This window comes from Pseudomonas sp. CLCA07, from assembly GCF_053615335.1.
Genome location: NZ_CM132131.1, coordinates 1,548,098 through 1,562,192, shown reverse-complemented (window position 1 = coordinate 1,562,192; position 14,095 = coordinate 1,548,098). Strand labels below are relative to the sequence as shown.

Below are 14,095 nucleotides of genomic sequence, written 5' to 3'. Positions count from 1 at the left end.
GTTACTCGTCGACCTCGGAGTCTTCAGAGGTGGACATTTGCACTTCACCTCGATCGATGACTTCGTCCACGCCGAAATCCGCGCCTGTGCGTTGGTAGTAACTGATCAGCCGTAACAGGCTTTCCTCCGACAACGGGTTGCCTCGCAACGTAATGTTCTCTGCCGTTTCCACTGGCAGTTCCATCAAGTCGCTGGGCAGTTCGGTGATCGCATTGGCGCTCAGGTCTACCCAGTCCAGATCGGTCAGATGAAGCAGGCCGTTTGGTATTTCGGTGATGCCAGTGTTGTCGAGCAGGAGGGTCGACAGGTCCGGCATCTGGCTGAGATCAACGGTTTGTCCCAATGGGTTGGAGCCTAGGTCTAGGTAATCGAGCTGTTCCATTCCGGCCAATGCGTTCGCTGACTCTACTGACAGTCTGACGCGGCAAGCGGGAAGTGAAAGGGATCGCAATTGGCCCATGTTGAACACGGCTTCTGGAATGTTGCCCAGCGTGCAGTCGCGCAGCCGCAGGCTTTTGAGGCTGGGGAAGGACTCCAGGAAGCGACCGATATATGTCACGCCACTGGCACTCTGAATCTCCAGCGCTGAAACATGGCTGAAGTCTGCATTCAGTGTAGGTAATTGTCCGTTGATGACCGAGCGGACAGTAAGTTCGTAGGTGGGCGTTATACCGTCGTTGAAATCATCCAGTTCGGATTCATGCTGCCAGCATTGCTCCAGCGCCTGCTTGAGCTCGTCACGATTGGCTTGTTCGACAAAGAGTTCGGCGGCGGTGAAAGGCTGACCCGTCAGCGGGTGTCGGGCGGGAAGGTCGGCGGTCCAGGTAGACAGATCAGTTCTCAAACGAGTCAGCTCCGCTTCCAGGCGCGTCAGTTCTGCCCGACCATCCTCCAGCGTGCCCGGCAACTCGTAGACAAACTCGCTCGCTTGCTCGACCTCCATGCCTGGGTACAGCGTTTTAACGCGATCAATGTCCGCTTCGGGGGCATAGACGCCCATGTCGTAGGCGGTATCGAAATGGTGTTGCTTGACCAGTTCCCATGAGCGGTTGGAAATCGGGTTGTGTGTGAGGTGCACGCCGCGTTTGTCGTACAGTGGGCACTCGAACAACTCGGCAGGCAATTCGCTGATCTTGTTGTTCATCAACAGGAGGGTGTCGAGTTTTGGATGCAGCAGGGCCCCAGCTGGAATGGCGGTCAGGTTGGTATTGCTTAGATCGAGGTGAACCAGCTCATTCATCGAGTCGATGCGAGGGACGATTTCGAACGGGTTTTTGTACAGGTCCAGCATGACCAGCTTGTTCAATGCAGTCAGTTTCGACCACGTGGCAGTGTTCATCCTGATACCGCAATCACTCAACACCAGCGCATCAAGGTTCGGCATTCGGGTGATGGCCTCGGGGAGGGTGGTCAGGGTGAAACGGCGCAGTTCCAGGCGGCGAAGCCCATTAAACCGGTTCAGAAATTCCGACACGCCCTGTTCCGCACGGTCGCCTTCCAGTGAAAGCAGTGACACATGACTGAAGTCGGCGGTCAGTGTCGGCAAGTCGCCCAGGATCGGTTCTGCAAACCTCAGCACATACTGATCGCTGTCATCTGGTGCGTCGAAATCGCGCTCGGACTGGCGGCGCCAGCTGCGCTGGATTTCCTGGGCAAGCTGGGTGCGATTGCGACGCGCGATCTCGCGGTCCAGGTCGCTCAATGCAAGTCGGGTTTGCGGGTGGACGGTCGGGGCGTCGTTTATCCAGCGCCCCAGATCCTGATGCAGGCTGGCCAACTCGTTTGCCAGCCGTGAAAGTTCTACACGGGCGCCATTGGGATGACGCTGCAGCATGAGGACCATGGACTGGATTTCGTCCTCGGAGAGGCTTGGGTAAACCTCGCGCACCCTTTCGTTGAGCGTTGGAGTTGCGGGACCAATGTGCGGGTAACCTTCCGTACCTCCGGGCAGGCGCATGGTCGTTGGATCATAGAAGGGTTTTCGATGGGGGTTTTTCGCAAAGAGTGCACGGAGCTTTGGGTGGTCCAGAGCCTGCTCGGCAATGCGTTGTTTGAGCATTTGTCCTTCCCCAATGGAAAAGCCCAATGTGGTGCGCTCGGTATCCGGCAGTGCTTGAAGGATGGCCTGATAAAAATCGCCAGAGAACAGCGGCCTTTGGCTGTCATCAAGCACCTGATAAACGCCGTCTTCGCTGCGCACGAGCGTTTTTCGGATCGATGCGTCGACGGGTCCAATGCTGTTGCGCACGGTCCCGTCATGGACAAAGTCCCTCACCTCGATGCGCACGTTGGCAGGCCATCCGGGTAGCAAATCCAGGCTGTGCAAGGCGAGCGTGTGGGTGTCTGCGGTCGCCAGGGCATCAGAAAAGAGGCCTTCATACGCTCGGGATGCACGCACAGCCTCCAGTGCTTTTCTTGCTACGTCCTTCAGGCGTTGAGGTGTGGTCCCATTGTGCAATTGCCTCAGTTCGTTGCCCGACGCATTACTCACCAGTTCCTGGGCGATATCGGTCGGTAATCCCTCAAAGTCCGCAAGCAGCTGTTGGGTCGGCAGATCGGCGGTCTTTTCCAGCTCGCGATAGCGAAGCTCAAACAGCGATTTTCGGTAGTTCCGAGCGATATCCGCGGTCTGCTTGCGCAAGGCTTGTGTCTGGGCTCTGGGCTCTCGGCTCCGGCAAGGCGGTATCGACAGGCCATGAGTCGAATCGGGTCAGCAACTGATGCTGCATGAGCGGATCAGCCTTGCTGTATTGCTCAGGCTGGTCGCTGCCAATCTGTTCGATAAACGTCTGAATATCCCGGTCGATCCTGAAACGCTTGATCGTGTCGGTCAGCAGCGATGGCGGGCGATGGTTTTCGACATGGGTTTCTCGCAGCACGTTGTCGTGAAAACCACTGATTCGCAGAATCTGTTCACGCTCGGCGCTGGAAAACGATTCGACACTGTGCCCTAGACGCCGCAGGACGGTTTCCCGGTCCCAATGCAGGGGTTGCTCCAATTCTGATTGCCAGGCGCCATGACCGTTGTGCTGCAATGACGGCTTATAGCTGTCATTGCTGCTTGGGTGTTCGATCTGAAATTGACCGGTATCGCGGGTTGGCCGTACGGCGTACAGCTTTCCTTCAAGGGGCAGAAGCGTTTTGCCCTCGTGGCGGTATAGGCCCAGAAGATCGGGGTTTTTCTCTGCCGGCAGTTCGATGGTTTGTTCGTACGGCGCCAGATCCGGCTTCCAGTATTTGGTTTTGCCCTCTGGTGTGGGTACGGGTTTGAGTGGGGCGATAAGTGCCACTGTTTCGCGAGAAAGGAGGCGACTGAAAGTGCCTGCGGCGATAGCGCCGCCCACCGCGAAGGTTCCCACTTGCACCGCCGTTTCGACGATGCCGATCAAGTGCTCGAACGCTTGTTTTTTCAGCCCTTGCGCCCAGTCAATGATCCCTTCAAAGGTCTCGTCGAGTAGCTGGTAGGCCATATAGGCCAGCATCAACTCACCCAGAAGCGGCACAAAGGGCAGGGCAACGAACGTCGCTACTTCAAGGATCGTGGAGGCAATTTTGCTGAACGCGTCCCACAGCGCCCATCGCGCAGTTTGATCGGCACGAGCGGTGGAGACGGCGAGTGTGCTCGCGTCATTGATGATTTTGTTTAGTTGTCGCTGGTACAGGTGATTCCACAGGCCCGCTCTGAACGGCGTCATCGAAAATTGCAGGTTAGGCTTGTCGATGGGCGTTTCGCGCCAGCTTGGCAGTGGATCGCCGTGAGTGTGTTGATGCCATGTCACCGTTCGCAAGCGACTGTTGAGGTCGGCAAAAAAATGCCCTCGTTCCGCGTGATCGACGAAGCGGCTGAAGAAGGTTTGATAAGCGGGCGAACGCAGCTTGCGGGTCAGTTCGGTCATGAACGCCACGGTGTCGGCGTACAGCTTGAGCGGATGCTGCGGGTCATCCGGAATGTAGGCAATGATGCGGGTAGCCTTGGTTGCCCGGCTCGATTTGGCACCAAAAATGACAATGCCGGTCAGCGATGAAGACATCATCGTCAGGTCGTGACAATGCAGGGGGTGGCCATCCCAAAGCATCGCCGAGCGTCCTTCCAGTACGCGGTAGATCGCGTTAAAGGCGTCGCTATCAATGTCCTGGCGTGTGTGTGCCAGGTGCAACGCAGCGCGCAGTGCTGCTTTGTTCGCACTCATGACATTCGGTTTCAAGGCGGCCCCGGCCACCGGGTTGGTCAACCCCAGGTTTTCCTTGAGGTAGGCGTTGTACTGGCCGCCGATGTCCAGCTCCCGGCACAACCGGGTAAAACCCTGAATCGTGATTTTCCGGGTGACCTGCGGCAGGGTATCGAACTGCCCTGTAGGCGACGGTTCGGTGATAAAGGTCGACGCCGGCTCGTAGGCATCCACCTCGGTCTCTGACGCCTGGAAGTTGTGCAGCGCGGCATCAAGCAGCGAAACCGTCCATGTGCGGGCGGCGCCGGTCTTGATCGCGAAAAAGGGCGTGGTCTGAGGGATGTACAGACGCAGGAAGGTGTTTTTGACGTCTACGTCCAGGTCGAACCGGAGTTTCAGGGCTGGACCCAGAATCGACTCGGCAAAATCCCGGGCGTTTTGCAGTTTTGCCAGCATCGAGCCCAGTCGGTTCCGCTGGGCCAAGTGAGTCTGGCCTGAGGCTTTCAGCACCTGATGTTGCAGTCGAGTCGCGGTGCGGTGCCAGTGTGGCACCTCAAGGTTGGCGTTCTTCAGGGCGCTGCGGGTTTCGACTGAAGATTCCAATACCCACGAGGGCAGGTTTCGGTAAGCGTGATGAAAGTGGGTGTCCGGTTGTGTGCCGAACTCAAAATCGTCTTGGTTCATGCGCTATTCCCTTAGCGTTTGGTTTGAGCCCAAGCAAAACAGACGACGATGCACAGCGTGCGGTACATATTTACCGCACCGTTCATCAAGCCTGCCTATAACCTGTGCCGGCGGTTTAAACTGCGCCTTTGCGACGCTATATGTCGCATTGCCGTAAACCCGGCTGAAACCGGGGTTTGCGCTATAAGAAGTTGTCGCTTGGCGGCAAGGCCGGGCTGAAAACTGTCCTTACAATCCCCCCATCGCTCGCCAGTTTCAGGCGAGTGTTTTCTCTTCAGGAGACTCCGATGTCCGTTGAGCACGCTGCGGTACAACGCGCCGATTTCGATCAGGTAATGGTTCCCAACTACGCGCCTGCCGCATTCATCCCTGTGCGCGGTGCCGGTTCCCGCGTTTGGGACCAGTCTGGCCGCGAGCTGATCGACTTCGCCGGCGGGATTGCCGTTAACGTATTGGGCCACGCACACCCTGCGCTGGTCGGTGCCTTGACCGAGCAGGCGAACAAGCTGTGGCACGTGTCCAACGTGTTCACCAATGAGCCGGCCTTGCGCTTGGCGCATAAGCTGATCGACGCCACCTTTGCCGACCGCGCCTTCTTCTGTAACTCCGGCGCCGAAGCCAACGAGGCCGCGTTCAAGTTGGCCCGTCGTGTCGGTTTCGACCGTTTCGGCAGCGAGAAGTACGAAATCATCGCCGCGCTCAACAGCTTCCACGGCCGTACACTGTTCACCGTCAACGTCGGTGGCCAGTCGAAGTATTCCGACGGCTTCGGTCCGAAAATCACCGGTATCACCCACGTGCCGTACAACGATCTGGCCGCGCTGAAAGCCGCCATTTCCGACAAGACTTGCGCAGTGGTGCTGGAGCCGATTCAGGGCGAAAGCGGTGTGATCCCGGCCGAACTCGAATACCTGCAAGGCGCCCGCGAACTTTGCACCGCGCACAACGCGCTGCTGATCTTCGACGAAGTGCAAACCGGCATGGGCCGTACCGGCCATCTGTTTGCCTACCAGCATTACGGCGTGATCCCGGACATCCTGACCAGCGCCAAGAGCCTGGGCGGCGGTTTCCCGATCGCGGCGATGCTGACCACCGAAGACCTGGCCAAACACCTGGTCGTCGGTACCCACGGCACCACCTATGGCGGCAACCCGCTGGCGTGTGCGGTCGCGGAAGCGGTGATCGACGTGGTCAACACTCCTGAAGTGCTGGCTGGCGTCAACGCCAAGCACGACAAGTTCAAGGCGCGCCTTGAGCAGATCGGCGAGAAGTACGGCCTGTTCACCAAGGTCCGTGGCATGGGCCTGTTGATCGGCTGCGTGCTGAGCGATGCCTGGAAAGGCAAGGCCAAGGACATTTTCAACGCCGCCGAACGTGAAGGCCTGATGATTCTGCAAGCCGGCCCGGACGTGGTGCGTTTTGCGCCTAGCCTGGTGGTTGAAGATGCGGACATCGATGCCGGCCTGGACCGCTTCGAACGTGCTGCTGCAAAACTGACGCAAGCCTGATAGGCCCTTCGGCGCCTGAGTTTCAGGCGTCGAACCCAATTTTTATGCTGGGCCTGCCTGAAGCGTTTACCCATTGTAGGAGCTGGCTTGCCAGCGAAGAGGCCCGAAAGCCTTGCGGCGATCAACCGGCCGTCTTCGCTGGCAAGCCAGCTCCTACAGGGACACGATGCCTTGCAATCCCGGTATTTTTTTCCTGTCGATCATTCGGGTCGACCTGTTTCTTGATTAAGGAGTGACACCATGCTGGTGATGCGCCCCGCGCAAATGGCTGATCTGGGCGAGGTACAGCGTCTGGCTGCGGATAGCCCGATTGGTGTCACTTCCTTGCCGGATGACGTTGAACGCCTGAGCGACAAGATCGCCGCAAGCGAAGCCTCGTTTGCTGCCGAAGTCAGCTTCAATGGTGAAGAGAGCTATTTCTTCGTCCTCGAAGACACGACCACCGGCAAACTGGCCGGTTGCTCGGCCATCGTGGCCTCGGCGGGTTATTCCGAGCCGTTCTACAGCTTCCGTAATGAAACCTTCGTGCACGCTTCTCGCGAGCTGAAGATTCATAACAAGATCCACGTGCTCTCCCAGTGCCACGACCTGACCGGCAACAGTTTGCTGACCAGTTTCTACGTACAGCGCGAGTTGGTGGGGTCGCCTTGGGCCGAGCTCAATTCCCGTGGTCGCTTGTTGTTCGTGGCCAGCCATCCGGAACGCTTTGCCGATTCCGTGGTGACCGAGATCGTGGGCTACAGCGATGAAAACGGTGACTCGCCATTCTGGGATGCCATCGGCCGCAACTTTTTCGACCTCAACTACGCTGAAGCCGAACGTCTGTGCGGTCTGAAAAGCCGCACGTTCCTGGCCGAACTGATGCCGCATTACCCGATTTATGTGCCGCTGCTGCCGGACTCCGCTCAAGAGGCGATGGGCCAGGTGCACCCACGGGCGCAGATCACTTTCGACATCCTGATGCGCGAAGGTTTTGAAACCGATCACTACATCGACATTTTCGACGGCGGCCCGACCTTGCACGCACGTGTGACGGGGATCCGTTCGATCGCCCAGAGCCGCGTTGTGCCGGTGAAAATCGGTGAGCCGGTCAAAGGTGCCGGTCGTCAGTACCTGGTGGCCAATGCCCAGTTGCAGGATTACCGCGCCGTGTTGCTTGAGCTCGATTACGCGCCAGGCAAACCAGTGACCCTGGATCTGGAAGCGGCCGAAGCCTTGGGCGTCGGTGAAGGTGCCAGCGTGCGCCTGGTGGCGGTTTAACGCCGGCTTCGATTTCCAGAAAGAAATGCCTGGAAAGCAGCGAAATTTCACGGGTGGCGCAAGCGACCCGTTTGAGGAGATAGCATGATCGTTCGTCCCGTACGCAGCAGCGATTTACCCGCTCTGATCGACCTGGCCCGCAGCACTGGCACCGGCCTGACCACTTTGCCGGCCAACGAAGAACGTCTGGCCCATCGGGTCGGCTGGGCCGAGAAGACCTTTCGCGGCGAAGCCGGGCGCGCTGATGCGGACTACCTGTTCGTACTCGAAGACGACAATGGCCGTGTGGTGGGCATTTCCGCCATCGCCGGTGCGGTCGGCCTGCGCGAGCCCTGGTACAACTTCCGGGTCGGCCTGACGGTCAGCGCTTCGCAAGAGCTGAACATCTACCGCGAGATTCCAACGCTGTTCCTGGCCAATGACCTGACCGGTAACTCGGAATTGTGTTCCTTGTTCCTGCACGCCGATTACCGCATTGGCCTCAATGGCCGCATGCTGGCCAAGGCGCGGATGCTGTTTATCGCCGAGTTCCCGCAACTGTTCGGCAACAAGATCATCGCCGAGATGCGCGGTGTGTCCGACGAAGCCGGGCGCTCGCCGTTCTGGGAAAGCCTGGGCCGTCACTTCTTCAAGATGGAGTTCAGCCAGGCCGATTACCTGACCGGCGTGGGCAACAAGGCGTTCATCGCCGAACTGATGCCGAAGTTTCCGCTGTACACCTGCTTCCTGTCGCCAGACGCGCGCAACGTCATCGGCCAGGTGCACCCGGACACCGAGCCGGCGCTGGCCATGCTCAAGAGCGAAGGTTTCAGCTACCAAGGTTACGTCGACATCTTCGACGCCGGCCCGGCCGTCGAGTGCGAAACCGGCAAGATCCGCGCGGTACGTGACAGCGAGGCGCTGGTGTTGGCCATCGGCACGCCAGGTGACGACGCTACGCCTTTCCTGATTCACAACCGCAAGCGCGAAGACTGCCGGATCACTGCCGCGCCAGCACGCCTCGCCGCCGGCACACTGGTGGTTGATCCGCTGACCGCCAAACGCCTTCAACTCAACGCTGGCGATCAAGTGCGCGCCGTTCCGTTGTCCGCTGCTCGGGAGTCGAAATAATGAATTCGCTATACATCGCAGGTGAATGGCTGGCCGGCCAGGGTGAATCCTTCCAGTCGCTGAACCCGGTGACCCAGCAAGTGCTGTGGTCCGGCGAAGGCGCCACGGCTGCTCAGGTTGAATCCGCCGTGCAAGCCGCGCGTCAGGCATTCCCCGGCTGGGCCCGGCGTACGCTGGACGAGCGCATTACCGTGCTTGAGGCCTTTGCCGCGGCACTGAAAAGCAAGTCTGACGAGCTGGCGCACTGCATCGGTGAGGAAACCGGCAAACCACTGTGGGAGTCGGCGACTGAAGTGACCAGCATGGTCAACAAGATCGCGATTTCGGTGCAGAGCTACCGCGAACGTACTGGCGAGAAGAGCGGCCCTCTGGGCGACGCCACTGCGGTACTGCGTCACAAGCCTCATGGCGTGGTGGCGGTGTTTGGTCCTTACAATTTCCCTGGCCACTTGCCAAACGGTCACATCGTGCCAGCGCTGCTGGCCGGTAATAGTGTGTTGTTCAAGCCGAGCGAACTGACTCCGAAAGTCGCCGAGCTGACGGTTAAATGCTGGATCGAAGCCGGTCTGCCGGCAGGTGTATTGAACCTGCTGCAAGGTGCTCGCGAAACCGGTATCGCCCTGGCGGCGAACCCGGGCATCGACGGCCTGTTTTTCACCGGTTCCAGCCGCACGGGCAACCATTTGCATCAGCAATTCGCTGGTCGTCCAGACAAGATCCTTGCGCTGGAAATGGGCGGCAACAACCCGCTGGTGGTCGACGAAGTGGCGGACCTCGATGCCGCCGTTTACACCATCATCCAGTCGGCTTTCATTTCTGCCGGTCAACGTTGCACCTGTGCTCGCCGTCTGCTGGTGCCGCAGGGTGCCTGGGGCGACACGCTGCTGGCGCGTCTGGTGGCGGTCTGCGCGACGATTGAAGTCGGTGCATTTGATCAACAACCGGCACCGTTCATGGGTTCGGTCATCTCCCTCGGTGCTGCGAAAGCGCTGATGGATGCGCAAGAACACTTGCTGGCCAATGGCGCAGTGGCCTTGCTGGAAATGACCCAGCCGCAGGCGCAAGCCGCGTTGCTGACCCCAGGTATTCTGGACGTGACCGCTGTGGCTGATCGTCCTGACGAAGAGCTTTTCGGCCCGTTGCTGCAAGTGATCCGCTACGCTGATTTTGAAGCCGCGATCGCCGAAGCCAATGACACCGACTATGGCCTGGCGGCAGGTCTGCTGTCGGATTCCGAAGCGCGTTATCAACAGTTCTGGCTGGAAAGCCGTGCCGGTATCGTCAACTGGAACAAGCAACTGACCGGTGCGGCGAGCAGCGCGCCATTCGGCGGTGTCGGCGCCTCGGGCAACCATCGCGCAAGCGCCTACTACGCAGCAGATTACTGCGCGTACCCGGTGGCCTCGCTGGAAACCCCTAGCCTGGTGTTGCCTGTGGCCCTTACGCCTGGCGTGAAAATGGCGTAACGCCCAATCGCGGGCAAGTCGAATCGTCGCACCGCCGCTCCCACAGGTTTAGCGTTGTTCACAAATTTTGTGCTCGACACAAACACTGTAGGAGCCGGGCTTGGTCCGGGCGGCGATCCGACGATGGCCGCGCCTCGGTCTTACTGACTTGTTACTTGAAGCCTATAACAACAGATTCTCGTGGAGCCTCGCTGATGAAATCCTATGAAGTCAATTTTGACGGTCTAGTGGGGCCGACCCATAACTACGGCGGTTTGTCCTACGGCAACGTCGCGTCCCAGAGCAACAGCCAGCAGTCCTCGAACCCGAAGGAAGCCGCGCTGCAAGGCCTGGCGAAGATGAAAGCGCTGATGGAAATGGGCTTTCAGCAGGGCGTGCTGGCGCCGCAAGAGCGCCCGGACGTAGCCGCACTGCGCCGTTTGGGTTTCAGCGGTACCGATGCTCAAGTGATCGAGCAAGCCGCTAAAGACGCTATGCCGTTGCTGGTCGCCAGTTGCTCGGCGTCGAGCATGTGGGTGGCTAACGCCGCCACGGTCAGCCCAAGTGCCGACACGGCGGATGGCCGCGTGCATTTCACCGCTGCCAACCTCAACTGCAAATACCACCGCAGTATCGAACACCCGACCACCAGCCGCGTGCTGGGCGCCATGTTCGCCGATCAGAAGCACTTTGCTCACCACGCCGCGCTGCCGGCTGTGGCGCAGTTCGGTGACGAAGGCGCCGCCAACCACACCCGTTTCTGCCGTGAATACGGTGAAGCGGGCGTCGAGTTCTTCGTTTTCGGTCGCAGCGCCTTCGACACCCGTTACCCGGCACCGCAGAAATACCCGGCGCGCCAGACACTGGAAGCATCCCAGGCCGTTGTCCGCCTGCACGGTTTGAGCGAAGACGGCGTGGTCTACGCGCAGCAAAACCCGTCGGTGATCGATCAGGGCGTATTCCACAACGACGTGATCGCAGTGGGTAACGGTGAGGTGTTGTTCTATCACGAGGACGCCTTCCTCGACACCGAACAGATGCTCGCCGAACTGCAAAGCAAACTCGCCAAAGTCGGCGGGAAATTTCAGTCCGTCTGCGTACCGCGTTCCGCAGTAACCGTGGAAGACGCGGTTCGTTCCTACTTGTTCAATAGCCAACTGCTGTCGCGTCCTGACGGCTCGATGCTGTTGATCGTGCCGGAAGAGTGCCGTGGCAATGAGCGTGTCTGGCAATACCTGCAAGGTTTGACCAGCTCCGGCGGCCTGATCCACGAAGTGAAAGTGTTCGATCTGAAGCAGAGCATGCAGAACGGTGGTGGCCCGGCTTGCCTGCGGCTGCGCGTCGCACTGAATGAAACCGAACTGGCAGCCGTCAATCCAGGGGTTATCATGACGGCACCGTTGTACGGCACGTTGACCGAATGGGTCGACAAGCACTACCGCGACCGCATGACTGAAAACGATCTTGCGGACCCGCAATTGCTGCTTGAGTGCCGGACGGCACTGGATGAACTGACGCAAATCCTTAAACTGGGCGCGGTTTATCCATTCCAGATCAATTGAAAGTCTCAAACGAGAGCGTAAAAAACATGAGCGATACCCTGCAGCTGATCCTTGAAGACACCGACGGCACGCAACTGGAAACTTCCTGCACCCGCGTCGCGGTCATGTGGCAAGGCAAAGAGCTGTGGATCCAGCACGATGGCCGCGGCCAACTGCTGATCGGTGTGGACGTTGAAGAAGGCGATGCTGAATACGCTAACCTGCTGCTGCGCCCATTGGCGACTAATCTGGTAAGTCTGCAACTGGAAATGGAACCGGCTGAAGTCGGTGACGAAGACCACGAGCACGGCCCGGATTGCGCACACGACCACTAAGGAAACCGCTCTATGCTCGCCCTCGGCAAACTGCTTGAACTGACCCTCGCCGGCCGCGAACCGGCGGAGAAGACTCAACTGACTGTCGAAGGCGTGCGGATGCGCTGGTTGAGCGAAGGTGCGCTGGAAGTCCGGCCACCTGAAGCTCGCGACAATGGCCTGGACCTGCTGCTGTCGGCCGGTATCCACGGCAACGAAACAGCGCCGATCGAGTTGCTTGATCGCCTGTTGCATGACATCGCTCGTGGCGACTTGAAGCCACGCGCACGAATTCTGTTTCTGTTCGGTAACCCCGACGCGATCCGTAAAGGCGAGCGTTTCATCGAACAGGACGTCAATCGGCTGTTCAATGGCCGGCACGAACAGAGCAGCGGCTCAGAAGCCTTGCGCGCTTGTGAGCTGGAGCGGCTGGCGGCGGTTTTCTTCAGCCTGCCGGATCGCCAGCGTCTGCACTACGACCTGCACACCGCGATTCGCGGCTCGAAAATCGAGCAGTTCGCCTTGTACCCCTGGAAGGAAGGTCGCCAGCATTCGCGTCAGGAACTGGCGCGCCTGCGTGCTGCCGGCATGGAGGCGGTGCTGTTGCAGAACAAGCCATCCATCGTCTTCAGTTCCTACACCTACGACAAGCTGGGTGCCGAGTCCTTCACCCTCGAACTGGGCAAGGCGCGGCCGTTCGGGCAAAACGCCGGGGTCAATGTTTCCCTGCTGGAAACCCGCCTGAAACAGATCATCGAAGGTACCGAACCGGAACTGACCGAATCGGCGCTGGACGGTTTGCAGCTGTACAGCGTGGCGCGGGAAATCATCAAGCACAGCGATAGCTTCCGCTTGAACCTTCCGGCGGACATCGAGAACTTTTCTGAGCTGGACGTGGGTTACCTGCTGGCGGAAGACATCGCCAATACCCGATGGATCATCGAAGAAGAGGGCGCCCGGATCATCTTCCCGAACCCCAAGGTGAAGAATGGCTTGCGCGCCGGCATCCTGGTCGTGCCAGCCACCGACGAAAACCTGGCCTGACACTACGCCCCCTGTAGGAGCCGGCTTGCCGGCGAAAGCGGTGAAGCAGGCACATCAATGTTGGATGTGCCATCGTCTTCGCTGGCAAGCCAGCTCCTACAGGTCTGCGTCAGACAGCGACGGCGCGCGGCTCAGTGCGACGCAGTGCACGCACTTTGTGCAGCGTATCCGCGCACGTTTTCGCCGCTTCCTGGCCTTTATGCACAAAATGCTCAAAGAAGAATTTCTGATGTTCTTCGCCGGCATGGAAGTGGTGCGGGGTCAAAACCACCGAGAACACCGGCACTTCGGTTTCCAGCTGGACCTGCATCAGGCCGCTGATCACCGACTGCGCCACGAATTCGTGACGGTAGATCCCGCCATCGACCACCAGGCCTGCGGCGACGATACCGGCGTAACGACCGGACTTGGCCAGCAGCTTGGCGTGCAACGGGATTTCAAAGGCGCCGCCGACTTCGAAGAAATCTATTTCCGATTCCTGATAACCCTGAGCAATCATTTCGGCCACGAAGCCTTTGCGGCTCTGGTCGACGATTTCTTTGTGCCAGCAGGCCTGGATGAACGCAACGCGCTCGCCCTGATGGTTTTTGCTTTTGCTATCGATTGCGGTGGGTTGCATGTTCTGACTCCTGTTTATGTATAAAACAGGGCATATGAATCGAATGGGATTTCAGGGTGCGCACGCTTGCACGAATGCTTGCGTACGGCCCTTTGGCGTCAATCCCGTTCTCTCTTCATCCGGACTATGACCGTCGGCCCCGGGATCACACCGGGTCTGCTGACCTTGTCGTCATACACAGCCATTTGCCGTGCCTGTCGCCAAGCGCTCGCGGGCTATGCGCGTTGCGCGCAATTACCGCCGGTGGGGAGTTGCACCCCGCCCTGAGAACGTTTTGCCGTCAGAATGTCTGGCAGCGCAGCGTTTTTAACACATATTTCAGAGCCGCGCATCGCTGCTATCCGATGATTGCAATCGACTTTTTCGCTGGCTTGAGAGGCCTTTTCCCGCTCAAGGGTTGA

Annotated in this window: 8 protein-coding genes, 1 pseudogene and 1 riboswitch; of the genes and pseudogenes, 7 read left to right on the top strand and 2 right to left on the bottom strand. The window is 59.0% G+C overall.

Annotated features, from left to right (window positions below):
- Position 1: 1 nt before the first annotated feature.
- Positions 2–4,853, bottom strand: a pseudogene (locus ACWGZX_RS07125) (dermonecrotic toxin domain-containing protein).
- 287 nt (positions 4,854–5,140) lie between these two features.
- On the opposite strand from ACWGZX_RS07125, the gene ACWGZX_RS07120 reads away from it, so the two are divergent.
- From ACWGZX_RS07120 to astE, 7 genes are all read left to right on the top strand, one after another.
- Positions 5,141–6,361, top strand: a complete 1,221-nt coding sequence (locus ACWGZX_RS07120) for an aspartate aminotransferase family protein (RefSeq protein ID WP_223516143.1) — start codon at positions 5,141–5,143, stop codon at positions 6,359–6,361.
- 240 nt (positions 6,362–6,601) lie between these two features.
- Positions 6,602–7,621 carry an arginine/ornithine succinyltransferase subunit alpha gene (aruF, locus tag ACWGZX_RS07115; protein WP_150779065.1) on the top strand — a complete coding sequence of 340 codons (1,020 nt, stop codon included), beginning with the start codon at positions 6,602–6,604 and terminating at the stop codon, positions 7,619–7,621.
- An 84-nt stretch (positions 7,622–7,705) separates the two neighbouring features.
- A complete protein-coding gene (gene astA, locus ACWGZX_RS07110; RefSeq protein ID WP_452627816.1) occupies positions 7,706–8,731 on the top strand; it encodes an arginine N-succinyltransferase in 1,026 nt (341 codons plus the stop codon).
- Entirely contained in the window at positions 8,728–10,197 is a 1,470-nt protein-coding gene (gene astD / locus ACWGZX_RS07105) for a succinylglutamate-semialdehyde dehydrogenase (RefSeq protein WP_452628975.1), read from the top strand. Before astA ends, astD begins: the two co-directional genes overlap by 4 nt.
- Before the next feature lie 194 nt (positions 10,198–10,391).
- Positions 10,392–11,738: an N-succinylarginine dihydrolase gene (gene astB / locus ACWGZX_RS07100; protein WP_452627815.1), complete on the top strand. Its 1,347-nt coding sequence runs from the start codon at positions 10,392–10,394 to the stop codon at positions 11,736–11,738.
- A 26-nt stretch (positions 11,739–11,764) separates the two neighbouring features.
- Positions 11,765–12,052, top strand: coding sequence for a topoisomerase II (locus ACWGZX_RS07095; RefSeq protein WP_223516149.1), 288 nt, complete (start codon positions 11,765–11,767; stop codon positions 12,050–12,052).
- Between the two features lie 12 nt (positions 12,053–12,064).
- A complete protein-coding gene (gene astE / locus ACWGZX_RS07090; protein WP_223516151.1) occupies positions 12,065–13,075 on the top strand; it encodes a succinylglutamate desuccinylase in 1,011 nt (336 codons plus the stop codon).
- Between the two features lie 109 nt (positions 13,076–13,184).
- Here the strand turns inward: astE and ACWGZX_RS07085 are convergent, their stop codons facing one another.
- On the bottom strand, positions 13,185–13,694 hold the full coding sequence (locus ACWGZX_RS07085) for a 6,7-dimethyl-8-ribityllumazine synthase (RefSeq protein WP_452627814.1): 510 nt from the start codon (positions 13,692–13,694) through the stop codon (positions 13,185–13,187).
- A gap of 102 nt (positions 13,695–13,796) precedes the next feature.
- Positions 13,797–13,969: riboswitch (FMN riboswitch) on the bottom strand.
- Positions 13,970–14,095: the final 126 nt, after the last annotated feature.

Excerpts from the sequence above, each read along its gene's own strand:
- ACWGZX_RS07095 (WP_223516149.1), top strand. The coding sequence starts at position 11,765 with ATGAGCGATACCCTGCAGCTGATCCTTGAAGACACCGACGGCACGCAA.
- astE (WP_223516151.1), top strand. The coding sequence starts at position 12,065 with ATGCTCGCCCTCGGCAAACTGCTTGAACTGACCCTCGCCGGCCGCGAA.
- ACWGZX_RS07085 (WP_452627814.1), bottom strand. The coding sequence starts at position 13,694 with ATGCAACCCACCGCAATCGATAGCAAAAGCAAAAACCATCAGGGCGAG.
- ACWGZX_RS07120 (WP_223516143.1), top strand. The coding sequence starts at position 5,141 with ATGTCCGTTGAGCACGCTGCGGTACAACGCGCCGATTTCGATCAGGTA.
- astB (WP_452627815.1), top strand. The coding sequence starts at position 10,392 with ATGAAATCCTATGAAGTCAATTTTGACGGTCTAGTGGGGCCGACCCAT.
- aruF (WP_150779065.1), top strand. The coding sequence starts at position 6,602 with ATGCTGGTGATGCGCCCCGCGCAAATGGCTGATCTGGGCGAGGTACAG.
- astA (WP_452627816.1), top strand. The coding sequence starts at position 7,706 with ATGATCGTTCGTCCCGTACGCAGCAGCGATTTACCCGCTCTGATCGAC.